The following is a 21,471-nucleotide window of genomic DNA, read 5'->3' on the forward strand; positions in this document are numbered from 1 at the left end:
CCCCGGTCCGGCCCCCGCCTACGGTCGGCTCAGATGCGAAGGAGGACCGCCATGAGTCGGTGGAATGTCGCGGATGTCATGACGTTCGGGGCGGTGTCGGTGACCGAGGACACCCCGTTCAAGGAGATCGTGGACCTGCTCGAGGCGCACGGCGTGAACGCGGTACCGGTCGTCGACGACGCCGACCGCGTGATCGGCGTGGTGTCCTCGGCCGATCTGCTGCCCAAGATCGAGCGCGCGGGAACCAAGAGGCACGCGACCGCGGCCGGCGAGCTCATGACCGCCCCGGCGATCACGGTCTCCGGCACCGCCGCGCTGCCCGCGGCCGCCCGGGTCATGGAGGCGGCCGGGCTCAAGCGCCTCCCCGTGGTCGACGCCTCCGGGCGGCTGCTCGGCATGGTGACCCGCCGCGATCTGCTCAAGGTCTTCCTGCGCAGCGACGAGGAGATCCGCCGCGAGGTCGCCGGGCTCTGCGTGCGCACCGGCGTGCGGGCCGAGGTCGCCGACGGCGTCGTGACCCTGCTCGGCCGGGTCGGGCGCGAGGCCGCGATCCCGGCCTTCGTCCGCCGGGTCGAGCGGGTCGACGGCGTGGTCGACGTCGTCAGCCTGCTGGCCTAACCGCCGACGAGCGCATGGTCCAGCTCGTGCCTGATGCGCTCGGCGGCCGCCTCCAGCACCGCGATCGTGCCCTCGTCGTAGTGCCCGCGCAGCGGGTGCAGCGCGCAGTGGGTGCCGATGGTGTGCCCGTCGCCGGTCGCGAGCGGCACCCCGGCGTAGGAGTGGATGCCGGCCGCCGCGAGCGGGCGGCCGTCGACGTCCCCGCCGGTGTCCAGGGCCACGTCGTCGATCACCTGCGCCCGGCCCTCGGCGACCACCCGGCTGCAGAAGGACCACTCGGCGGGGGCCCCGCCGACCGCGGCGGTCATGCTGTGCTCCGCGCCGTGTAAGGCCATGGTCAGCACCGCCCGGTCGAGCAGGATGTTCACGGCGGTGAGGGAGCCGGGCAGGCGCTGCGACGTCTCGGCCGTGATGACCCCGAGGGCGCGGCGCAGCTGCGGGTCGTCGAGGTCGTACCGCGTGATCGCACGCAGCCGCTCGAGGTCGCTGAGGTCTTCGGTCACTGGACGCTCCGGATGGTCTCGCTCGTGGTGTCCGGCTGCCGGCTCAGCGCCGTGCTCCGCCGTCGATCTCCATCACCGACAGGTGCACCGGCCACTCCTCGAAGCCGGTGCGCAGCTCGCAGGAGGCGACGCTGCCCGGCCACACCACGTCCGCCTCGCCCAGCACGACCTGCGGCAGGGCGACGACCGACGGCTGGGGCAGCAGGCTCTTCACGTTCCCGGCGATGATGTTCATCAGCTCCCCGGCGGCGTCGACGATGTCGTCGAGCCGGACGCTGCCGGCCGGCATCTCCAGCATCGCGGCGGCCATGGCGGCGGCCCCGTCCACCCGGCAGCGCAGGATCACGTGCCCGTGCCAGGCGCCCGCGATCGACACGCCCGCGGTGACGTCGAACGGCTCGGCGAAGGCGGCGGGCGGCGGCTCGGCTGATGGGCTCGCGCCGAGGTAGGCGGTCCACACCTGCCACACGATGCCATGCAGGGCGTCGGTGCTGACGACCCCGCCGTCGAGTTCGGACCGCACGAGTGCCCCATCGGCGCGCCCGCGGCCCGGTTGAGCAGAATGGAACTTTCACGAAGACCGCCGACGAGAGGATGTCCGCGTGGCCGAGGAGAACGCCTGGCTGCGGCGCAAGGCCGAGGAGCCCGGGCACACCGGCTGGTATGTCCAGCGCTTCCGGGACCTGGCCGCCAAGGGGGAGGACCTGGCCGGGGAGGCGCGGCTCATCGACGCGATGGTGCCCCGCCGGGCCCGGATCCTCGACGCCGGCAGCGGCACCGGGCGGGTCGGCGCGTTCCTGCACGCGGCCGGCCACGAGGTCGTCGGCGTCGACCTCGACCCCGAGCTGGTGGCCGCGGCCGAGCAGGACCACCCGGGCCCGTCGTGGCTGGTCGGCGACCTCGCCGAGCTCGACCTGCCGGCGCCGGGCTTCGACGCCGTCGTCTGCGCCGGCAACGTCATCGCCTTCGTCGCGCCCTCGACCCGGGTGGAGATCCTGCGCCGGTTCAAGGCGCACCTGCGCGAGGGCGGGCGGGTGGTGGTCGGCTTCGGCGCCGGGCGGGGCTACGCCTTCGAGGACTTCCTCGCCGACGCGGCCGAGGCCGGACTGTCCCGCGACGTGCTGCTGTCGACCTGGGATCTGCGCCCGTTCACGCCGGATTCGGAGTTTCTGGTGGCCGTTCTGAGCTGAAGAGGTACTAGGGTCTGAGCGATGCTGGGGCTGGTGTTCGGGGCGCTGCGGGCTCGGCGGGTGCAGGCACTGGTGATGCTGGCGCTCGCGGCGGTGACCGTGGTCGCGGCCGGGGCCGCCGCCCGCGCCGGCGACACCGCCGCCGAGGACGCCGCGCGGGCCCGGGTCGCGGCCGCCACCGTCGCCGAGCGCACCCTGCACGTGCGCGGCACCGTGGCCCCCGGCGACCGGCCGGAGGACGCGCTGCGGCGGATGGGCAACCTCGTCCACGTGCCCGTGGACGAGCGCTCCAGCGGCCTGCGCCTCGCCGGTGACCTCGTCGGCCCGGCCGGCGCCCGGCGGCAGAGCGCCGAGCTGCGCTCCGCCGAGCGGCTGTGCGCGAACCTGACGCTCAAGCAGGGCCGGTGCGTCAACGCCGACGGCGAGGTGGTGCTCCCGGAGGAGCTGGCCCGGCTGCTCGGCGCCGGGGTCGGCGCGAAGCTGATGCACGAGACCGGGCTGACCGCGACGCCCGTGCCCCTGCAGGTCGTCGGCGTCTACGCCCCGGCGGACCCGGCGGGCTGGTTCTGGGCCGGCCAGGACGGGGTGGCCGCCTACACCACCGCGCCGACGGTCACCGCGGCCGGGGCGACCGTCACCGCCACCTACGACGCGGTGCTGGAGCCGGCGGCGTTCGACGACGCCGCCGAGCTGCGCACGGTGCTCGACCGGCTGCGGACGGCCCGCCTCGAGGTCACCTCCGGCGCGGCCGCCCTCGCCGACGCCGTGGCCGCCGACCGCCGCTCGGTGCGCCGCGGGATCGGCCTCGCCGAGGCGCAGATCCTGCTCTTCGGCGGCCTGGCCGTCGCGGTCGCGGCCGCCTACGCCGCCCAGGAGCGCCGCGGCGACGCCGCCCGGCTGGCCATACGCGGCCTGCCCGGCTGGCGCATCCGGGCCGCGACCGCCGGGCAGAGCCTGGTGCCGCTCGCGCTCGGCTCGATCTGGTCGCCGCGGCTGTTCGCGGCCGGGGTCGTCATCGTCGCCGCCGCCGACTGGAGCGCCACCCGCGGCGGGGTCACCGAGCTCATGCGCGACGTACGCCCGCGCCGCCCCCTCGCGGCCGCCACCGCCGAGGTCTGCGCGCTCGGCCTGGCCGCCGCGGCCCTCTTCCAGCTCGTCGCCGCGCCCGCCGCCGACGTGCGCCGCGACACCGGCTTCGGGCTGGCGCAGGTCGCCCCGCTCCTCGTCGCGGCTAGGCCTCGGGGTGCTCGGGACCCGGCTGCTGCTGGCCGGCGCCGGCCTCTACGGGCGCCAGGCCCTCGCCACGGGCCGGCTGAGCGGGGCGCTGGCGGGGCTGACGCTGGGGCGCCGGCGCACCGCCTTCCGCATCATCCCCCTGCTCGCCGCGGCGACCTGCGTGCTCGCGCTGGCCGCCCAGGACTGGCAGGGCGGCGACTCCGCCCGGGCCGGGCGGGCGCGGGTGGAGATGGGCGCCGACCGGGTCCTGCGCGTCGCCCCGGTCGCCCGGGAGCGGCTGCTCGCCGCCGTCCGCGCCGCCGACCCGGTCGGGCGCGAGGCGATGGCCGTGGTCGTCACCGGCGCCTCCGCCGCCTCGCCGGTCGTCGCCGTCGACGCCGCGCGCCTGCGGGCGGTCGCCGGGGTCGACGGCGCCGCGCTGCACCCGGCCGCGCCCGCGCCGCTGCGGTTCACCGGCACCGACCTGACCCTGCGCGCGAGCGGCGACGGGGACCGGGTGCGGTTCCTGCTGGCCGCCGAGGGCACCGGCGAGCAGACCACGGCCGAGTTCGGGCCGCTGTCGCCGGGGGCCGGACCCCTCACCGCCGTCGTCCCGGCCTGCGCCCGCGGCTGCCGCGTCGAGGCGGTCGAGGCCGACGGCGCGCTCAGGGCCCCCGTCGAGCTGCGCGAGCTCAGCGCGGGCGGCGCGACCGTCATCGCCGGGGACGTCTTCGCCGACCCGGCCCGCTGGCGCACCACCGTGGCCCAGGCGAGCGCCGGCATCCGCATCGAGCAGACCGGCGGGGTGCTGCGCGTCGCCGAGGCGCAGGCGCGCACCACGCGGCCGGTGGACAGCCGGCTGTACGTCATCGACGCCCCGGTCCCGCTGCCCGCCCTGGCCGCCGGCGGCGCCGCGGACAACGACCGCCACGACCAGCCCGCGGCGAGCGTCTTCGGGGCCGCGGTACCGCTGGCGCCCCGCCCGGCCGCCCTCGTCCCGCGCGGCGGCGGCTCCGGCATCGTCGTCGACCTGGAGTACGCGGCGCGGATCGCGGCCGTGGCCGTCGGCACCGTCCCGTCCGCCGAGCGCCCCGAGGTGTGGCTGGCCGCGGGGGCCGGCGACGCCGTCATCGGGCGCCTGCGCGCGGCCGGCCTCGACATCACCGGCAGCGACAGCGTCGCCGCGGCCACGGAGCGGGTCGTGCGGCTCGCCCCGGCCGTCGCCGCGCTCGGCGACGTGGCCGGGGCCGGGATCGTGCTGCTGCTCGCCGCGGTGGCCGCGTTCGTGGTCGCCGCCGTCGACCGCCGCGACCGGGACGCGCAGACGGCGGCCCTGCGCCGCCAGGGCGTGCCGCGCGGGCTGCTGGCGCGGGTCGAGCGGCGCGCCGCGCTGGCTCCCGTGCTCGTGGCGGTGGTGCTGGGCGTCGTGTCGGCGGTACTGCTGCGGGCCCTGGCTCCTCCGCCCGTGCGGGCCTTCACGGACTCGTGGCCGGTGCGGCCGCCCGCGATCCAGCCCCTGGCGCTGCTGCTCGCCGGGCTGGCCGCGCTGGTGGTCTTCGGCGCCGTCGCGCTGCTGCGGGCGGGCCGCCGATGACCGCGCTCGTGCTCGGGATGCTGCGGTCCCGCCCCGGCCGGGCCCTGACCGTCGCGCTGCTGACCGCGCTGGCGACGGTCGCGGCCGTGGCCGCGCCCGTCTACGTCGAGCGCACCGACCGGCGCATCGTGGACGCCGCGGTCGCGCAGGCCTCCGTCCGGGAGCGCAACATCCTCGTCAGCGGCACCGTGGAGTCCGGCAACGACGGCACGATGCCGAACACGTTCGAGCGGCTCGGCTCGGGCTGGCTCGACGCGCCCGGCTACGCGTTGGTCTTCTCCTCGCAGTTCGCCGCGCAGCCGGCCGAGGTCCCGGTGGCCGACCCGGAGCAGCTGTCCCGGGTGGTGTACCGCGAAGGCCTCTGCGACCACGTGGTCGTCATCGCCGGGCGGTGCCTGATGGGGACCGGCGACGCGGTGCTCGGCGTGCGCGCGGCCGATCGGCTGCGCCTGCGCCCGGGCGACGCGGTCGCGCTGACCGGCTCGATGTTCGACTCCACGCAGAACCGCTACCTCGCGGCCGGCCCGGCCACGCCGGTCACCGTCGTCGGCATCGTGCGCGCGGCCGACGGCACCGACCCGTACTGGGGCAGCGGCGGCGCCCTGACGGACGCGGGCGGCCCGGCGTTCGCGGTCGACCGGCGCACCCTGGCCACCTTCGTGCGCCCGGCGGACCTGCAGACGTTCGACGCCTACCCGACGCCGGGCGCGATCAGCGTGGCCCACCTCGGCGAGCTGCGCGAGTGGGTGGAGGCGTCGCAGCGGCGCGCCAACAGCGGCGCGCGGCTCACCACCGACCTCGGCGGCCTGCTGGACCGCATCGACGAGCGCCGGGCCGAGGTGCGCCGCACGGTGCCCTTCGCCGTCGCCCCGGTGCTGGTGCTCGCGTGGGCGGTCATCATCCTCGCCGTGGCCGCCGCGACCCGGGCCCGCCGCTTCGAGCACGGCGTGATCGCCCTGCGCGGCGTGTCCCGCCCCGGCCGCTGGTGGCTGGCGACGGGCGAGACGCTGGTGCCGATGCTGCTCGGCGCCCTGGCCGGCTTCACCGCGATCGGCGGGTGGAGCACCCCGGGGGCGCCGCTCTACGCGGCCGTGGCCGTGCTCGGGGCGCTGCTGGCGGGGCTGGCGGCCGGCATCCGTACCGTCTCCGGCCCGGTCACCGCCCTGCTGCGCCGCGTCGATGTCCGAAGTGGACGGTGGGGCGCCCGGCTGGCCGCGTTCGCCGCCGTGGCCGCGGCCGCCGCGACGGTCCAGGTCCGCGGCTCCAGCGGCGGCGTGGCCGCCCTCGCGCCCGCCCTGGTCCTGCTCGCCGCCGCGCTGCTGGCCGCCGTCGCCGCGCCCGCCCTCGCGGTCCGCCTGGGCCGCGCGGCCCTGCGCCGCGGGCGGCTCACGGGCGCGCTGGCCGGGCTGTGGCTGGCCCGCCGCCCGTCGTCGGCGCGCCTGCTCGCCGTCCTGGTGGTCGCCCTGTCCTCGCTGGCGTTCGCGGCCGCGGCCACCACCACCGCCGAGCGGCGCCGCGCGGAGCAGGCCGAGCGGGAGTTGGGGGCGGCAACGGTACTGTCCGTCGGCGCCCCGAGCCGCCGGGCGCTGCTCGACGCCGTGCGCGCCGCCGACCCGGACGGGCGCTACGCCATGGCGGTCGTGCCCTTCCCGGGCGGCCTGGCCGTCACGTCGCCGTTCGTGGGCTTCGGCCCCGGCTACGCCGCTCGGCTGCACCCGGCCGGCCTGCGGGAGCGCACGGTGGTGCGGGGAACGTCGCTCAGCCTCGACCTCGACGTCACCCACCTCGACCGCACCGACGACGCCTTCTCGGCGGTGCTCGCCCCGCTCGACGGCCGCCCGAACGCGACGATCGAGTTCGGCGCCGTCCTGCCCGGCCGTCACACGTACACGGCCCCGGCCGCCTGCTCCGGCGGCTGCGTCCTGCTGCAGGTGGCGTTCCGCCTGGCGCCGTACGCGGGCCCGGCGCTGGAGCTGACCTGGCACGACCCCCCGTCGACGGCCTGGCGGCCCCCGCCCGGCGGCACGGCCACGGCCCAGGGCGGCGACCTGCTGCTGAAGCTTCCGCCCGGCCCGGGCGCGGCCACCGGCGTCCTGCGACCGGACGACGGCCCGGCCACGCTCCCGGTGGTCTCGACGGGCCCGCTCCCGCCGGACGGCGGGCTGACCGTCTTCGACCGGCAGCGCCCGCTGACGGCCGAGGTGGCCGCGACCGTCCCGCGCCTGCCGCGGCTGGGCACGAGCGGGCTGCTCGTCGATCTCGAGTACGCGGACCGGCTCAGCGTCGACAGCACCGCGGCGGGGGCGGAGGTCTGGCTCGCGGCGGACGCGCCCCCGTCGGTGACCGACGCGATCGCGGCCGCGGGCGTGACGGTGGACGAGCGGCGCACGATCGCCGGCGCCCGGGCCGCCCTGGCGGGGGAGGGCGCGGCCCTGGGCCTGCGCTTCTACCTCGTGGCGGGCGTGCTGGCGGTGGTGCTCGCGGCGGCGGCGCTGCTGAGCGGCACGGTCGAGGGCTCGTCGGGTGACCTGCGGGCGCTGCGGGCCCAGGGGCTGTCCGGCCGCCGCGCCCGCGCCGTCGAGCCGCTGGCGGGCGTGCTGCTGGTGGTGTTCGCGGGGCTGGTGGCGGTGCCGGCGACGGCGGCGGCCTGGGCCGCGGGCGCGCCGCCGCAGCTGCGTGGCTGGCCGCCGCTGGGGCCGCCCGCCTCGGCGCTGGCGGCGGCGCTGGTGGTGCTGGCCGTCGTCGTGGTCCTCACCACCACGGGTCAGGCGCGGCGGCGGATGAAGGCGTGAATGCGGGCCGCGATGTCGGGCAGGTCCTCGGAGCCGTCCACCACCAGGTCGGCGAGCTGGCGGCCGGGCGCCACGGTCCGCGCGTGGGCCTCGCGGCCGCCGCCGAGGTAGGCCCGCAGCACCGGGCGCGGGTCGTCCTGGCTCAGCGCGCGGCGGGCCAGGCTCAGGTCCAGGGGCGTGTTCACGTAGACGGTCCAGCGCGCGGCCCAGCGGATCGGGGGCAGGGTCAGGGCATACACCCCCTCGACCACGACCATCGGGGCCTCCTCGTGCTCGTCGAGGCGCTGCTGCAGCGACGGCAGGTCCACGCTGTGCTGGTCCGGCCCGGCGCTGTCGGCCAGGCCCACCACCGGGGCGTCGACCAGCTCGGCCACGGCGTCGGCGATGCTGCTCTTGCCCGCCCCCGCCGGGCCGCCGATGACGAGCAGGGGCGGCAGCACGCGCATCACGAGGCGTGACCCTACCGTGCGGGCGGCCCGCGCACGAACCCGTCAGCGGGCCCGTCCGAGTGGCACGACGATCGATGCGTCGTGTGCGCGCAGCACTTTGCCCAGCGCGGCGGCCACGGACTGGGCCTCGGCGCGGGTCATCCGGCCGGTGAAGTGGCGCTCGATGCCGGCCAGGTAGGTCGGTGCGGCGGCCTTCAGCCGGGCGCGGCCGGCCGGGGTGAGCTTGGCGAAGGCCGAGCGCCTGTCGTCCGGGTTGGCGACGCGCTCGACCAGGCCCGCCCGCACGAGCTCGTCGACGACGCGGCTCACCCGGCTGCGGCTGACCACCGCGGCGGCGCCCAGGGCGGACATGGTGAGCCGGCGGTCGGGGGCGGCGTCGAGCTCGAGCAGCACGTCGTACCACGTCAGCGGCAGCCCGTGCGCGGCCTGCAGCTCCTGGTCGAGCACGGGCGTCAGCGCCGCGTGCACGCGCAGCAGCGCCGCCCAGGCCGACGTGGAGTCCACTGTCACACCGTAGCAGTCTTGTGCGCGCGCACGCACTTGGCTACCTTCGGCGCATCGACAAGTGCGTGCGCACGCACACAAATGAGGAGGACGGCATGCCCAAGCTGCTGCACATCTCGGCCTCGCCGCGGGGCGAGCGGTCGGAGTCGCTCGCCCTGGCGGGCACCTTCCTGGAGACGTACCGCCGGCGGCACCCCGGCGACGAGGTCGGCGAGTGGGACCTGTGGGACGGCACGCTGCCCGAGTTCGGCCCCGCCGCCGCGGCCGCGAAGATGGACGTGTTCGCGGGCCGGGAGCCCGCCGGCCCGGGCGCCGAGGCGTGGCGCCGGGCCCGGGCCGCCTTCGAGCGGTTCGCGGCCGCCGACCGGTACCTGTTCTCGGTCCCGATGTGGAACGCCGGCGTTCCGTACATCCTGAAGCAGTTCATCGACGTGGTCAGCCAGCCCGGGCTGGTCTTCGGCTTCGACGGCGAGCGCGGGTACTCCGGCCTCGTCACCGGGCGCAAGGCCGCCGTCATCTACACCAGCGCGGTCTACGGCGACGGGCGCGGACCGGCGTTCGGCGCGGACCACCAGGCCCCGTTCTTCGAGGGCTGGCTGCGCTGGGCCGGCATCACGGACATCGCGGCGGTGCAGTTCCGCCCCAACCTGGCCGCCGCGGACGTCGACGTTCGCCGCGCCCGGGCCCGGGCGGATACCGTCGAGGCCGCGAAGAACTTCTGACACGACCCGGCCGGGTCACCCGGCCGGCCCGTTCGGCGGTCACGGCCCGGTATCGCCGGGGGCGAGGCCCGGCCGCTGACACGCGACGAGTTCCCGGCCGCCGCCGAAGCCATCGAGGTGCTTGGCTGGTACGGTATCGCGCGTACCGTCCTGATCACGTCGGGTGAGGATGGATTCAGTTGCCGCGCGGACCTGGGTCGAAGCCGCTGCTCGTCGCGGCCGCCTCCGTGGCCGTCGTCGTCGGGCTCGGCGGCTCGGGCCTGCTCTCGCCGTGGTGGTCGCAGTTCGTCGACGACCTCGGCCAGTTCGGCGCCGGGCTCGCGGCGACCCTCGCCTGCTGGCTCGGCGCGCCCCGGCACACCGGCGCCCAGCGGCGCTGGCGGCTCTGGATGGGCGCGGCCGCCTGCGGCTGGACCATCGGCCAGTTCATCTGGAGCTTCTACCAGCTGTTCCGCGACGACGCCCTGCCCTCGCCGTCGCTCGCCGACGCCGGCTACCTGACCCTGCCCGTCTTCGCGCTGCCGGCCGTCGTCTCGCTCGCGGCCGCCCGCCCGCCCGCCGACGCCCCGCGGCGGCGCCCCGGCCAGCTGGTGATGGTGCTCGACGGGCTCATCGTGGTCGGCGCGCTGTTCGTGCTCACCTGGGCGACCACGCTCGGCTCGGTGGCGCGCGCGGGCGCGGCGACCCCGTTCGCGTACTCCGTCGCCATCGCCTACCCGGTCACCGACCTCGTGCTGACCGTCATCGTCATCCTGCTGCTGGCCGCCTCCGCGCCGGCCGGCCGCGGCCAGCTGACGATCCTCGGCGCCGGGCTGCTGAGCCTGGCCTTCTCCGACAGCGTCTTCGCCTACCTGGTCTCCAAGGGCGCCGACAGCATGCCGCCGCTGGCCGACGCCGGGTTCGTCGCCGGCATGGCCCTCGTCGCCGTCGCCGCGCTCACCGAGGCCCGGCCGGACACGGCCCGCCCGGCCGCCCGGCACGCCCGCTGGGCCCACCTCATGCTGCCCTACGTCCCCGTCGCCGGCACCGGCGTGCTGCTCATCGTCCAGCTCGTGCGCGGCATCAGCATGGACGGCGTCGAGATCGCCGTGGAGACCGCGGTGATCTCGCTGCTCATCATCCGCCAGGCGGTGACGCTGATCGAGAACGCGATGCTGCTCGACCGGGTCTCCGACAGCCAGGCGAGGCTGACGTACCAGGCCTTCCACGACGCGCTCACCGGCCTGTCGAACCGGGTGCTGTTCCACGACCGGCTCGAGCACGCGCTGGCCCTGCACCACCGCGACGGCCGCCCGCTGGCCGTGCTCTTCTGCGACCTCGACGACTTCAAGGCCGTCAACGACCGCTTCGGCCACCACACCGGGGACCGGCTGCTGCGCCACGCCGCCGGGCGGCTGCGGGCGGCCGTGCGCGACTCCGACACCGTGGCCCGGGTCGGCGGCGACGAGTTCGCGGTGCTGCTCGAGGGCGGCGGCGACCCCGGCGAGACGGCCGAGCGCATCATGGACGCCATCGGCCGGCCCTTCGAGCTCGACGGCGAGAGCGTCTCCGTGGGCGTGAGCGTCGGGCTCGTGCAGGCGGGCGAGCACGGCACCGTGCCGAGCGCCGACGCGCTGCTGCGCCGGGCCGACGCCGCCATGTACGCGGGCAAGCGCCAGGGGAAGGGGACGCTGGTGCGGTACCGCGTCGACCTCCCGGACGGCCGGGGCAGCTCGGACCTGGCCGAGGCGCTCGCCGCCACCCTGCGCGACGGGCACGGCCTCGACGTGCACTACCAGCCGATCGTCCGGCTCGCCGACGCCACCGTCGTCGCCGTCGAGGCGCTCGCCCGCTGGACCCACCCGAGCCTCGGCCCGGTCTCCACCGACGTGTTCATCGCCACCGCCGAGGAGATCGGCCTCATCCGGCTCGTCGACGACTTCGTGCTCGACCGGGCCTGCCGCGACGCCGCCGCCTTCCGCGGCCCATGGGCCGGGATCGCCGTGCACGTCAACGCCTCGGCCGCGCGCCTGGGCCGCCCCGAGCACGAGGACACCGTGCGTGAGGCCGTGCTCCGGCACGGCCTCACCCCGCACCGGCTGGTGCTGGAGCTGACCGAGACCGCGCCGCTGCCCGACCTCGCCGAGGCCGCGGAGGCCATGTACCGCCTGGGCCGCTTCGGGGTGCGCTTCGCGCTCGACGACTTCGGCACCGGGTACAATGCCCTCGCCCAGCTGCACGCCATGCCCGTCGACGAGGTCAAGCTCGACCGCACGTTCACCGCGGGCGGGGGCCGCAGCGAGGCCATCTGCCGCTCGATCGTGCAGATCTGCGCGGGGATGGGCGTCGTGGTGGTGGCCGAGGGCGTGGAGACCGACGAGCAGGCCGCGGCGATGGCCGCGCTCGGCTGCCGATACGGCCAGGGGCACCGCTTCGGGGCGTCGGGCCCGTTGGCCGCGATCGCCCCGGCGGACGCCTTGGCTGTGGCTACGGTACGGCCAGACGCTCCATTTCCCGCATGATGTCCTCGGCCGACGCGGGTTCGAGGTGGGCCGCGTCCAGGTACAGGCTCAGGCGCAGCGTGCCCGGCACGTCGTCCACGTGCACGAACAACGGCTCGAAGGACGGCGCGTCCTGGGCCGCGACCCAGCGCAACGCGGACTCGCCGGGCTCGATCGGCTCGTCGCGGGACGGGCCGCGGCGGTCGTTGAAGTAGCAGCCGAGCTCGACGTCGTACCGGTCGATGAGCGCCTGCATACCGGCGTGGTGGAAGTACGCGTACTTGTACGCCGCCGTCGTCACCCGCCGCGCCCGCGCGAGCAGCTCGGCGAAGTCCCCGGCCGCGGCCGGCAGGCTGAGCAGCCCGGCCTGCGCGAGCGTGCACACGACATTGGCGAGTCCCGGCCGGAACCGGTTGCTCACCATCGGCCGGATGACCACCGGGTCGGTGCCGAGCACGTTGTGCAGCGCGCCCGCGAACGCCGCCAGGAGCACGGTCGAGCTGTCCAGGCCGGTGCTCCGCGCCCAGCGGCGCGCCGCGATGCCGAGGCTGGGGGAGGTGTACTCGCCGTGCCAGTACCGGGGCGTTTCGGTGACCCGCGGCCTCGGGAACCGCTCGGGCGCGACGGTGCGCAGGATGCCCTCCCAGTAGCGCTGCGCCGCCGCGTTGTGCCGCTGCCCGGCCGGCGACGACTGCCAGTGCGCCTGCGCGAGCGGCTGCAGCCCCTCGACCGGCGTGTCGGTGCGCGCGGCGACCTCCGCGAGCATCGTCAGCGCGCCGGCCGCGTCGGTGACGAAGTGCGAGATGAGCACCGCCATGTGCGTGAGTGTGCCGTCGCGGCGCACGACCGCCATGCGCAGGGGCCACTCGGTGGCGAAGTCGAGCTGCTTGCCCCGCCACGCGTCGCAGAGCTCCTCGGCGACGCGCTGGGCGTCGGCCTCGCCCGCGTCGACGATCTCGAGGTCGATCTCGCCGCTGCGGTACACCACCTGCGTCGGCGTGCCGTCGGGGGCGAACCGCAGCAGGGTGCGCATCGGCTCGTAGCGGCTCATGAGGTATCGCAGCTCGTCGGCCACGTCGTCGACGGTGGTGCCGGGGGCCAGCGGTTTCACCCCGCCTAACGGCAGCCACGTACCCTGTTTCACGATCGCGGACCAGTTCTCCAGCTGACCCCACGACAGCGGGCCCTCGCCCGCCGAATCACCCTGGAACCCGACGCTGACTCGCTCCGGCGCAGCAGGCATCCCGCCGGCCCTCCCATCGTTGTAGACGGCAGTGCACGGCCTCCCGAACCCGTCCGGCCACGACGCGCGGCGGGCTGAGGCGCACTGCACAACGTGGCGGGTCGCAGCAGAACGCATCGGCGTCGGGTCGTAGCGTACGGTGCTCAGTTGATGTTTGACCAGGAGTCGTGGTCGTGGACGGCGATACCCTGGTAGCGCACGGCGTCGAGCGCCGCGATCGCACGGCCGCGAAGATCTCCCGCACACCCTGGTTGTTGGCCCAGGTGACCACGGCGGCCGGGTCCGCCTGCGACCATAACCACATGGCACGGGCTTTGGCCGGTTGCTTCGCGGCGGTGGGCGCGGGCAGCGCCGCGTGTGCGTGACTCGGCACGACCGCCGCCGCGGCCACGGCCACCATTGCCGCGAATGCCGTGCGCGTCATGGCTGAGGCGTGCGCGCCTCCGGTTGCCGCCTCGGTGCCGGGCTGGGGTAGAAAGGTCTTTCGTGTTCTGCCGTTTCGCGACCGATGCCCGTGCGGCTGCCGGGCTTTTCGGGCTGGGGTAGAAAGGTCTTTCGTGTTCTGCCGTTTCGCGACCGATGCCCGTGCGGCCGGCGGGCTTTTCGGGCTGGGGTAGAAAGGTCTTTCGTGTTCTCCCGTTTCACGACCGATGCCCGTGCCGTGATCGCCCGGCTGCCCTCGTTCGCCACCGCCGACGGCCGCACCACCATCTCCCCGATGGACCTGGCCCAGGCCCTGCACGCCCACCGCGCCGGCAACGCGGCGGCGATCTGGACCGACCCGTGGCCCGCCGCCGACCTGCCGCCCTCCACGACGGAGACCCCGTTCGACCCGGCGACCAAGGCGGTGCTGGAGCAGTCGTTGCGCGTGGCCCTGGAGTCGGGCGCCGAGCACATCGGCACCGAACACCTCCTGGCCGCCCTGGTCCGCACCTCCTCGGCCTCCGACTGGCTCGCCGAGCGCGGCGCGACGCGGGAGGCGGTGGACGAACTGCTGGCGCGCCTGGCCGGGGGCACGCACCTGGAGAAGCCGGCGGAGACACCGTCGGCGAAGGACCGCCGCGAGTGGAAGGCGGCGCGGGCCAACCTGACGGGCGGCAAGCAGCCGGGCCTGCCCCCGGCCTACACGATCGCGATCGCCGTCGTCGCGCTCGCCGTCGTGCTGGCCCTGTGCATCTGGAGCGGCCCGTAGTCCCAACCGCCGCTCCTGCTCCTCTCGCGCTTCTCGTGCTTCTTCTGCTTCTTCTGCTTGTCTCGCTTCTTCTGCTTGTCTTGCTCGTGCTCATGCTCCTGCTGCTTAATGCGATCGACGGTCCCGCGCCCGTCGTGTGATGCTGCCCAGGTGATCGATGGTCTGAGGCAACGGCCGCTCAGCCCATGAGGCGCCCCGTCGGCGGGCTGCTGCGGACGCGGAACTTCGCCCTGCTGTGGGTCGGGCAGTCCACCAGCGCGGTCGGCTCCGCGATCTCGACGGTGGCGCTGCCGCTGGTGGCCGTCTCCACCTTGCACGCCGGCCCGGCCATGGTCGCCCTGCTCACCGCCGCCACCTGGTTGCCGTGGCTGCTGATCGGGCTGCCGGTCGGCGTCTGGGTCGACCGCTGGCCGCGGCGCCGCACGCTGCTGGTCGCCGACATCGCCTCGGCGGCGGTACTCGTCGCCGTCCCCCTCGCGGCCTGGGCCGGCGCGCTGAGCGCGACGATGCTGGTGGTGGCCGCGTTGCTAGCCGGGGCCGCCGGCGTCTTCGCCAACGTGGCGTTCAACGCGTTCCTGCCAAGTCTCGTCGGCGCCGAGGACCTCATGGAGGGCAACGCCAGGCTGCAGACCAGCGCGTCGGTCGCCCTGGTCGTCGGCCCGGGCCTCGGCGGGCTGCTGGCCGAGGCGACCGGCGCGGTCAGCGGAGTACTGGTCGACGCCGTCACCTTCCTGGTGTCGGCGGCCTGCCTGCTCGGCCTGCGGTCCGGCCCGGATCCGCAGCCGCTCACGGGCGATCACCCGCCCGCGTCCGCGGGTCATCAGCCTCGCGCGTCTGTGGGTGGTGGGCCGCCCGCGTCTGTGGGTGATCGGCCTCGCGCGTCTGTGGGTGGTGGGCCGTGTGCGTCCGTGGGTGGTCAGTCGCGCCCGTCCGCGGGTGATCGGCCGCGCGCGTCTGTGGGTGGTGGGCCGCCCGCGTCTGTGGGTGGTCAGCCTCGCGCGTCTGCGGGTGGTCAGTTGCGTGCGTCTGCGGGTGGTGAGCCGCGCGCGTCTGCGGGTGATCGGCCGGGCATGCTGCGCCAGGTCGCCGAGGGCATCGGCTTCATCCTGCGCGGGCGCCTGCTGCAGGCCATGCTCGTGGTGGCGGCGGTGACCAACTTCGCGATGCTGGGCATCACCGCCCTGCGCGTCGTCTTCCTGGTCCGTGCCGAGGGGACCGCACCGGGCACCGCGGGCCTGGTGATCGGCGTGGGCAGCCTCGGCGCCATCCTCGGGGCCGCACTCGCCTCGCCCGCGTCCCGCCGCTTCGGCAGCGCCCGCACGTACCTGGCGGCGAACGTCGCGGCCGCCCCGTTCGTGCTGTTGCTGCCGCTCGGCGGTCACGGCTGGCGCCTGACGCTGTTCGCGGCGGGCTCCTTCCTCGCACTGGCCGGAGCCACGATGTCGAACGTGATGACCATGACGTTCCGCGGCAGCTTCGTGCCCGCACACCTGCTCGGCCGGGTCACCGCGGCATCGCGGATCTTCGTGTTCGGCACCATCCCGTTCGGCGCGGCGACCGCCGGGCTGCTGGCCTCGACGCTGGGCATCCGGCCGGCCATGTGGATACTCGCTGTCGTCTACGTCGTCGCCCCCCTTCCCCTGCTGGCCACCGAGGCCCGCACGCTGCGCGACTTCCCGGCCCGGGACACCGCGGACACCGCGGACGCCGCGGTGACGTGCCGCGCTCGCCGGGCGTGATCGTGGGTCTGGCGTTCAGTCCGCCGGGCCTGCACGCTGCGCGACTTCCGGGCGCGGGACATTGCGGAGGCTGCTCGGTGACGTGCCGCGCTCGCCGGGCGTGATCGTGGGTCTGGCGTTCAGTCCGCCGGGCCCGCACGCTGCGCGACTTCCGGGCGCGGGACATTGCGGAGGCTGCTCGGTGACGTGCCGCGCTCGCCGGGCGTGATCGTGGGTCTGGCGTTCAGTCCGCCGGGCCCGCACGCTGCGCGACTTCCGGGCGCGGGACACTGCGGAGGCTGCTCGGTGACGTGCCGCGCTCGCCGGGTGGACGCAGCTGGCGTAGCGGGAGAAGAACATGCGTGATCGTGGGTCTGGCGGTCAGTTGTCCGTGACGGTGTGCCTCCCGTCCTCGGTGCGTCTCGTGGCACCCCGGCGGTGCAGGAACTCCAGCAGCGGCACCGCCACGCGCCGAGTCGTGCCCAGGCTCTGCCGCGCCTCGCTCAGCGTGAACGGCTGCGGCAGGGTCGCGAGGCGCTCCAAGGCCGTCGACGGGCCGTCCGGCAGCAGGACGACGCCGTCCGCGATGCGCAGCAGCAGGCCCGCCTTCGACGCGGCCCCGAGCTCCTTCGCGCCGAGCCCGAGCGACGCCAGGCGGTCGGCCTCCGGGGCGGCGAACGGGTGCGCGGCCAGGTCCGCGCGGACGGCGTCCACGGCCCGGGCCAGTTTCGCCGGCAGCCCCGCGCCGGTGCCGATCCGGCCTTCGCGAATCGTGAGGGGTGGCGACAGGAGCCGTTCCACGAGGGAGCGGTCGGGCAGTCCCAGGCGGCGGCGTACGACGTCCACGGGCGGGTCGGGCTCGACGGGGTGCTGCTCGGCGTACGCCCGGACCTCCGAGATCAACCCGGCCCGCAGCTCGGACTCGTAGGCCGGGTCGATCAGCCAGCCGCTGCCCGGGTCGGGAACGCCCATCCGGAGCAGGGTGTCGGCGTCGACGATGCGGCGGCGCCGGAGTTCACCGGCGAGGGAGGGGCGGCCGTCCATCGTGGACAGCTCCTTGGCGCGCGCGGCCGCGGCGCCGCGGCGGGTGAGCGAGGGCGGGGCGACATCCAGGACCGTCACGCCGCCCGGCACCCGGTGCAGGCCCGGGTCGCGCAGCAGCGCCCGGTCGCCCAGGTGCAACGGCAGCAGCCGGGCCAGGCGCAGGCGGGCGGTGTCGGGGCCGAGCGGGCGGACCCGGGCCGCGACCGCCGCCGAGCCGATGTGGAACACGACCGAGGCCGGCAGCTCGGCCACCGGATCGCCGTGGACGCGCACGTCGATCAGGTCGGTGAAGACGAACCGGCCGGGGGAGACGAGCGCGTCGCCGCGGGCGATCACCGTGCGCTCGACGCCGCGCAGATTCACGGCGACGCGGGCCACGGCGTCCACTGTGGACACGGGGGAGCCGAGGGACTGCAGGGCTCGTACCCGTACCGGAGCCGAATGCAGCTCCAGATCGGCGTCCGTGGTCAGGCGCCCCGCCCCCAGCGTGCCCGTGACCACGGTGCCGCTGCCGCGGATGGTGAACGCGCGGTCGATCCACAGCCGCACGGGCGCGTCGAGGTCGGGCGGCGGGAGGGCGGAGCCGAGACGATCCAGCGCGGCGCGCAGCTCGTCGAGGCCGGCCCCGGTGACGGCACTGACCGCGACCGCTTCGACCGTGCGGTGTTCGTGGAACCCGCTGTCCGCGACCGCTTCGACCGTGCCGCGCTCGTTGGCGCCGGTGCCCGCGACCGCTTCGACCGTGCGGCGCTCGTGGGTTCCGCTGTCCGCGGCCGCCTTGCCGGAGCCGGAGCCGGAGCCGGAGGACGCCAGGTGGTCGAGGGCCTGCCGCGTGGCCGGGCCGGGATCCGCGAGGTCCGCGCGGCTGATGACCAGGAGCAGATGCCGGACGCCGAGCGCCTCCAGCGCCGCCAGGTGCTCGGTGGTCTGCGGCTTCCACCCCTCGTCGGCGGCGACGACGAGCATGGCGGCCGGCACCGGGCCGACGCCGGCGAGCATGTTCGGCACGAACCGCTCGTGCCCGGGCACGTCCACGAACGCGACCGTCTGCCCGGACGGCAGCCGCGTCCAGGCGAAGCCGAGGTCGATGGTCATCCCGCGGCGGCGCTCCTCGGCCCAGCGGTCGGGCTCCATCCCGGTCAGCGCCCGCACGAGCGTGGACTTGCCGTGGTCGACGTGGCCGGCGGTGGCGACGACCCACATGATCAGCGACCCGCCGCTCGGAGCACCGCCGCCGCCACGACCTTGTCCTCCGACTCCGGCACGCAGCGCAGGTCGAGCAGCAGGCGGTCCCGCTCGACCCGGCCGAGCACGGGCGGGTCACCGAGCCGCAGCGGCCGCGCCAGCTCGGCCGGCAGCGCCAGCGCCGCCGACGCCAGCTCGACCGCGGGCGCCCCGCCGCCGCCCACGACCGCCGCACAGTCCACGATCTCGGCGTCGAGGCCGCCGAGCTCCTGCCGGATCGCCTCTGCCCGCTGCCGGAGCCGGTCGACGTCCGCGCGCAGCCCGCGCCATGTGGGCGTCTCCGGCCCGAGCAGTGTCGCCTCCAGCGCGGCGAGGGTGAGCTTGTCGACGCGCAGCGCCCGGGCGAGCGGGTGCCGCCGGAGCCGTTCGACCAGGTCGGCCCGCCCGAGCAGCAGCCCCGCCTGCGGCCCGCCGAGCAGCTTGTCCCCGCTGGCCGTCACCAGGTCGGCCCCGTCGCGCAGCACCGAGGCGGCGTCGGGCTCCTCGGGCAGCAGCGGATCCGGCCGCAGGAGCCCGGATCCGATGTCCACGACGAGTGGGGCGTCGAGGGTCGCGAGTGCGCCCACCGCTACCGATGCGACGAACCCGCGCTGGAAGAAGTTCGACGGGTGAACCTTGAGGATGAAACCGGTCTGCGGCCCCAGCGCCGCGCGATAGTCCTCCAGCGACGTGCGGTTGGTCGTGCCCACCTCACGCAGCCGCGCGCCCGTCGACACGAGCAGATCCGGCAGCCGGAACCCGTCGCCGATCTCGACGAGCTCGCCGCGGCTGACGACGATCTCGCGTCCCTGCGCCAATCCCGTGGCCGCCAGCACCAGCGCGGCGGCACCGTTGTTCAGCAGGTGTACGCCCTGTGCTCCCGGAACCGCCTCCGCCAGCGCGTCCAGGGCGCCCCGCCCGCGCCGCGCCCGCCGGCCGGTCTCCAGGTCGAGCTCCACGTCGGTGGGCCCGGCGGCGTCGACGATCGCCCGCACCGCCCCCGGCGACAGCGCGGCCCGCCCCAGGTTGGTGTGCAGCACCACACCGGTCGCGTTGAGCACGGCCCGCATGCTGTGCGTCCGGCGTAGCCGCCGCTCGGCCGCCCCGACCACCTCGCCCGGCTCGAGCTCACCCCGGCGGACGCGGTCGAGCTCCTCGCGCACGACCGCTCGGGCCCGGTCGCGCGGGAACCCGGCCAGGCGCGGGTCATCGAGCACCGTGTCGGTCCTGGGCACCGCCCTGCGCGGATCCACGTCAGCCCCCACTCTCCGGAAGGTTCCGTTGGTCAACGCGTCATGTGTAGCCGAGTCAACGCTAACAGCGCGGAGTTATCCACAGGCTCCAACCGAATCTGGCGCGGGTTCGGTGACGGCCTGCATGCTGCTTGTGACATCGACGAGCGTGCGCCGCCGGCGTCATGGCCCGGGCCGGCCGGTGCCTGGGCACGGCGGCGGCGTGCTGCTGGCCGCGGCGCCGGCTCGGTGGGAGCAGCGCTCGTAGCGGTACGGCTCGTCCGTTGTCATCCGGAATCCACAGCCGACGCCCAATGCGTCGGCGTGGCTGACACGCCTGCGGGCAAGGAGGACTCGCTGTGCCGAAGGGCCATGGTTTCGACAAGCTCCGGCTGCGCTACCCGAACGCGTACCGCTCGTGGAGCAAGGCCGACGACGAGCGCCTGAAACGGCGCCACCGGGACGGTGCCCCGGTGCAGGAGCTGATGGAGGAGTTCGGCCGCACACGCGGGGGCATCTGGGCGCGCCTGGAACGGCTGGGCCTGGTCACCCTGCCCGGCTCACCCCGCCGCGAGGAGACCTGACCGTGCGGACGGCGCCCGGGCTGGTGCCGGTTGGCGGAGACGGACGGGAATCGAACCCGCCTGGCCCGGATTCCGGACCACACCAGTTTTGAAGACTGGGAGGGGCACCAGCCGCCCGCACGCCTCCGTCGCCCACTGTAGCCGTCCGAGCGGCACGACGCCGCAGAGACGCGGCGCCCGAGGAGACGCGGCGCGTGAGGGGACGCGGCGCGTGAGGTGACGCGGCGCGTGAGGGGACGCGGCGCGTGAGGAGACGCGGCGCCTCAGAGACGCGGCGCCCGAGGAGACGCGGCGCCCGAGGAGACGCGGCGCCCGAGGAGACGCGGCGCCCGAGGAGACGCGGCGCGTGAGGAGACGCGGCGCGTGAGGAGACGCGGCGCGTGAGGGGACGCGGCGCGTGAGGAGACGCGGCGCCTCAGAGACGCGTGAGCCACGGATGTCCCGGATGTACCCGGGACAGCAGCTCGGCCAAGGCCCCGCGCCGGGCCGGGGTCATGTGCGGGACGGTCTCGTCGAAGTCCGACTGGTCCTTGGGGCGGGCGTGTTTGGCCTTGAAGAGCAGGACCAGCTCGGGCGCGAGGTACGGGATGCCGTCCCGGGTGTGCAGGACGACGTCACGGTACGGCAGCCGGATCTTCTCGTCGCGTCGGCAGATCCACGTGTCGTCGTCGTGCGGCTCGCGGAACACGTCGAGCAGGTAGTCGCCGGTGGCGGGGTCGCGCAGCCAGGTCTGGTGCGTCGCCGCCAGTACGTCAGAGGTGGCGTTCTGCCAGATTCGGCCGCTGGACACCGCGTCGAAGACGTATCCGGGGAAGCGGTCGCGGACCTCGGGAAAGGCCGCGGCGGGGATCGCGATCTCGATGTCCCCGTGCTCGCGTGTCTGCCGGCCGAGGAACAGGTCCAGCGCCCAGCCCGCGGCCACGCACCAGGGCGTGACGGTGCCGGCCAGGTGGTGCGCGACCTCGGCCGGGGTCCAGCACGACGACCACCGGGCGGGCAGGGCGTCGATCTCGGCGGCTGACAACTGGATGCCCCCGGCGGGCAGCTGGCCGTACACCTTGCAAATGATGGCATATATCGATCGGCCAGGTAGCATTTCGAATAGCGGCGCAATTGGCTGCCCATACCTCGGCTTATGGTACGAATGTCGCTCATTGCGATTGGTGA

The 21,471-nt window shown here is 75.6% G+C and carries 18 protein-coding genes and 1 tRNA gene; 9 read left to right on the forward strand and 10 right to left on the reverse strand.

Annotated elements, in window-relative coordinates; genetic code table 11:
• Positions 1–51: 51 nt before the first annotated feature.
• On the forward strand, positions 52–618 hold the full coding sequence (locus ACQP1P_RS14020) for a CBS domain-containing protein (RefSeq protein ID WP_433086739.1): 567 nt from the start codon (positions 52–54) through the stop codon (positions 616–618).
• On the opposite strand, the gene ACQP1P_RS14025 is transcribed toward ACQP1P_RS14020, so the two are convergent.
• Both ACQP1P_RS14025 and ACQP1P_RS14030 read right to left on the reverse strand, forming a co-directional pair.
• Positions 615–1,121 (reverse strand): GAF domain-containing protein, encoded by a 507-nt coding sequence (locus ACQP1P_RS14025; RefSeq protein WP_433086741.1) that lies wholly within the window; start codon positions 1,119–1,121, stop codon positions 615–617. The two genes, ACQP1P_RS14020 and ACQP1P_RS14025, sit on opposite strands and share 4 nt — an antisense overlap.
• Positions 1,122–1,164: 43 nt before the next feature.
• A complete protein-coding gene (locus tag ACQP1P_RS14030) occupies positions 1,165–1,644 on the reverse strand; it encodes a chemotaxis protein CheX (RefSeq protein ID WP_433086743.1) in 480 nt (159 codons plus the stop codon).
• Positions 1,645–1,723: 79 nt separating this feature from the next.
• On the opposite strand from ACQP1P_RS14030, the gene ACQP1P_RS14035 reads away from it, so the two are divergent.
• On the forward strand, positions 1,724–2,311 hold the full coding sequence (locus tag ACQP1P_RS14035) for a class I SAM-dependent methyltransferase (RefSeq protein WP_433086745.1): 588 nt from the start codon (positions 1,724–1,726) through the stop codon (positions 2,309–2,311).
• An 860-nt stretch (positions 2,312–3,171) separates the two neighbouring features.
• Here ACQP1P_RS14035 and ACQP1P_RS14040 read toward each other — a convergent pair.
• Positions 3,172–3,378 carry a hypothetical protein gene (locus tag ACQP1P_RS14040; protein WP_433086747.1) on the reverse strand — a complete coding sequence of 69 codons (207 nt, stop codon included), beginning with the start codon at positions 3,376–3,378 and terminating at the stop codon, positions 3,172–3,174.
• A 176-nt stretch (positions 3,379–3,554) separates the two neighbouring features.
• On the opposite strand from ACQP1P_RS14040, the gene ACQP1P_RS14045 reads away from it, so the two are divergent.
• On the forward strand, positions 3,555–5,120 hold the full coding sequence (locus tag ACQP1P_RS14045; protein WP_433086749.1) for a hypothetical protein: 1,566 nt from the start codon (positions 3,555–3,557) through the stop codon (positions 5,118–5,120).
• A complete protein-coding gene (locus tag ACQP1P_RS14050; protein WP_433086751.1) occupies positions 5,117–7,912 on the forward strand; it encodes a hypothetical protein in 2,796 nt (931 codons plus the stop codon). Before ACQP1P_RS14045 ends, ACQP1P_RS14050 begins: the two co-directional genes overlap by 4 nt.
• Here the strand turns inward: ACQP1P_RS14050 and ACQP1P_RS14055 are convergent.
• Together ACQP1P_RS14055 and ACQP1P_RS14060 are read right to left on the reverse strand one after the other, a co-directional pair.
• A complete protein-coding gene (locus ACQP1P_RS14055) occupies positions 7,885–8,361 on the reverse strand; it encodes a hypothetical protein (protein WP_433086753.1) in 477 nt (158 codons plus the stop codon). The genes ACQP1P_RS14050 and ACQP1P_RS14055 overlap by 28 nt on opposite strands.
• Before the next feature lie 42 nt (positions 8,362–8,403).
• Complete coding sequence (locus ACQP1P_RS14060; RefSeq protein ID WP_433086755.1) at positions 8,404–8,865, reverse strand: MarR family winged helix-turn-helix transcriptional regulator; 462 nt, start codon at positions 8,863–8,865, stop codon at positions 8,404–8,406.
• 95 nt (positions 8,866–8,960) lie between these two features.
• On the opposite strand from ACQP1P_RS14060, the gene ACQP1P_RS14065 reads away from it, so the two are divergent.
• Positions 8,961–9,587: an FMN-dependent NADH-azoreductase gene (locus ACQP1P_RS14065; RefSeq protein ID WP_433086757.1), complete on the forward strand. Its 627-nt coding sequence runs from the start codon at positions 8,961–8,963 to the stop codon at positions 9,585–9,587.
• A gap of 179 nt (positions 9,588–9,766) precedes the next feature.
• Positions 9,767–12,088 carry a putative bifunctional diguanylate cyclase/phosphodiesterase gene (locus tag ACQP1P_RS14070; protein WP_433086759.1) on the forward strand — a complete coding sequence of 774 codons (2,322 nt, stop codon included), beginning with the start codon at positions 9,767–9,769 and terminating at the stop codon, positions 12,086–12,088.
• Here ACQP1P_RS14070 and ACQP1P_RS14075 read toward each other — a convergent pair.
• Positions 12,054–13,178: a condensation domain-containing protein gene (locus ACQP1P_RS14075; protein WP_433086761.1), complete on the reverse strand. Its 1,125-nt coding sequence runs from the start codon at positions 13,176–13,178 to the stop codon at positions 12,054–12,056. The two genes, ACQP1P_RS14070 and ACQP1P_RS14075, sit on opposite strands and share 35 nt — an antisense overlap.
• A gap of 760 nt (positions 13,179–13,938) precedes the next feature.
• Between ACQP1P_RS14075 and ACQP1P_RS14080 the strand changes: the two genes are divergently transcribed.
• Together ACQP1P_RS14080 and ACQP1P_RS14085 are read left to right on the forward strand one after the other, a co-directional pair.
• Positions 13,939–14,502 (forward strand): Clp protease N-terminal domain-containing protein, encoded by a 564-nt coding sequence (locus tag ACQP1P_RS14080; RefSeq protein ID WP_433086764.1) that lies wholly within the window; start codon positions 13,939–13,941, stop codon positions 14,500–14,502.
• A gap of 185 nt (positions 14,503–14,687) precedes the next feature.
• Complete coding sequence (locus ACQP1P_RS14085) at positions 14,688–16,241, forward strand: MFS transporter (RefSeq protein WP_433086766.1); 1,554 nt, start codon at positions 14,688–14,690, stop codon at positions 16,239–16,241.
• Between the two features lie 360 nt (positions 16,242–16,601).
• Here ACQP1P_RS14085 and selB read toward each other — a convergent pair whose 3' ends face one another.
• The gene (gene selB, locus ACQP1P_RS14090) at positions 16,602–18,467 is read right to left on the reverse strand and encodes a selenocysteine-specific translation elongation factor (RefSeq protein WP_433086768.1); all 1,866 of its coding nucleotides are present in this window, start codon (positions 18,465–18,467) and stop codon (positions 16,602–16,604) included.
• Between the two features lie 2 nt (positions 18,468–18,469).
• Positions 18,470–19,741 (reverse strand): L-seryl-tRNA(Sec) selenium transferase, encoded by a 1,272-nt coding sequence (gene selA / locus ACQP1P_RS14095; RefSeq protein ID WP_433086770.1) that lies wholly within the window; start codon positions 19,739–19,741, stop codon positions 18,470–18,472.
• Between the two features lie 338 nt (positions 19,742–20,079).
• Between selA and ACQP1P_RS14100 the strand changes: the two genes are divergently transcribed.
• Positions 20,080–20,304 carry a hypothetical protein gene (locus tag ACQP1P_RS14100; protein WP_433086772.1) on the forward strand — a complete coding sequence of 75 codons (225 nt, stop codon included), beginning with the start codon at positions 20,080–20,082 and terminating at the stop codon, positions 20,302–20,304.
• 31 nt (positions 20,305–20,335) lie between these two features.
• Here ACQP1P_RS14100 and ACQP1P_RS14105 read toward each other — a convergent pair.
• Both ACQP1P_RS14105 and ACQP1P_RS14110 read right to left on the reverse strand, forming a co-directional pair.
• Positions 20,336–20,431 (reverse strand) — tRNA-Sec (locus tag ACQP1P_RS14105).
• A 288-nt stretch (positions 20,432–20,719) separates the two neighbouring features.
• The gene (locus ACQP1P_RS14110) at positions 20,720–21,361 is read right to left on the reverse strand and encodes a nucleotidyltransferase domain-containing protein (RefSeq protein ID WP_433086774.1); all 642 of its coding nucleotides are present in this window, start codon (positions 21,359–21,361) and stop codon (positions 20,720–20,722) included.
• Between the last annotated feature and the right edge of the window lie 110 nt (positions 21,362–21,471).

Origin of the sequence: Dactylosporangium sp. CA-052675 (assembly GCF_050947935.1) — a bacterium.
Taxonomy (GTDB): domain Bacteria; phylum Actinomycetota; class Actinomycetes; order Mycobacteriales; family Micromonosporaceae; genus Dactylosporangium.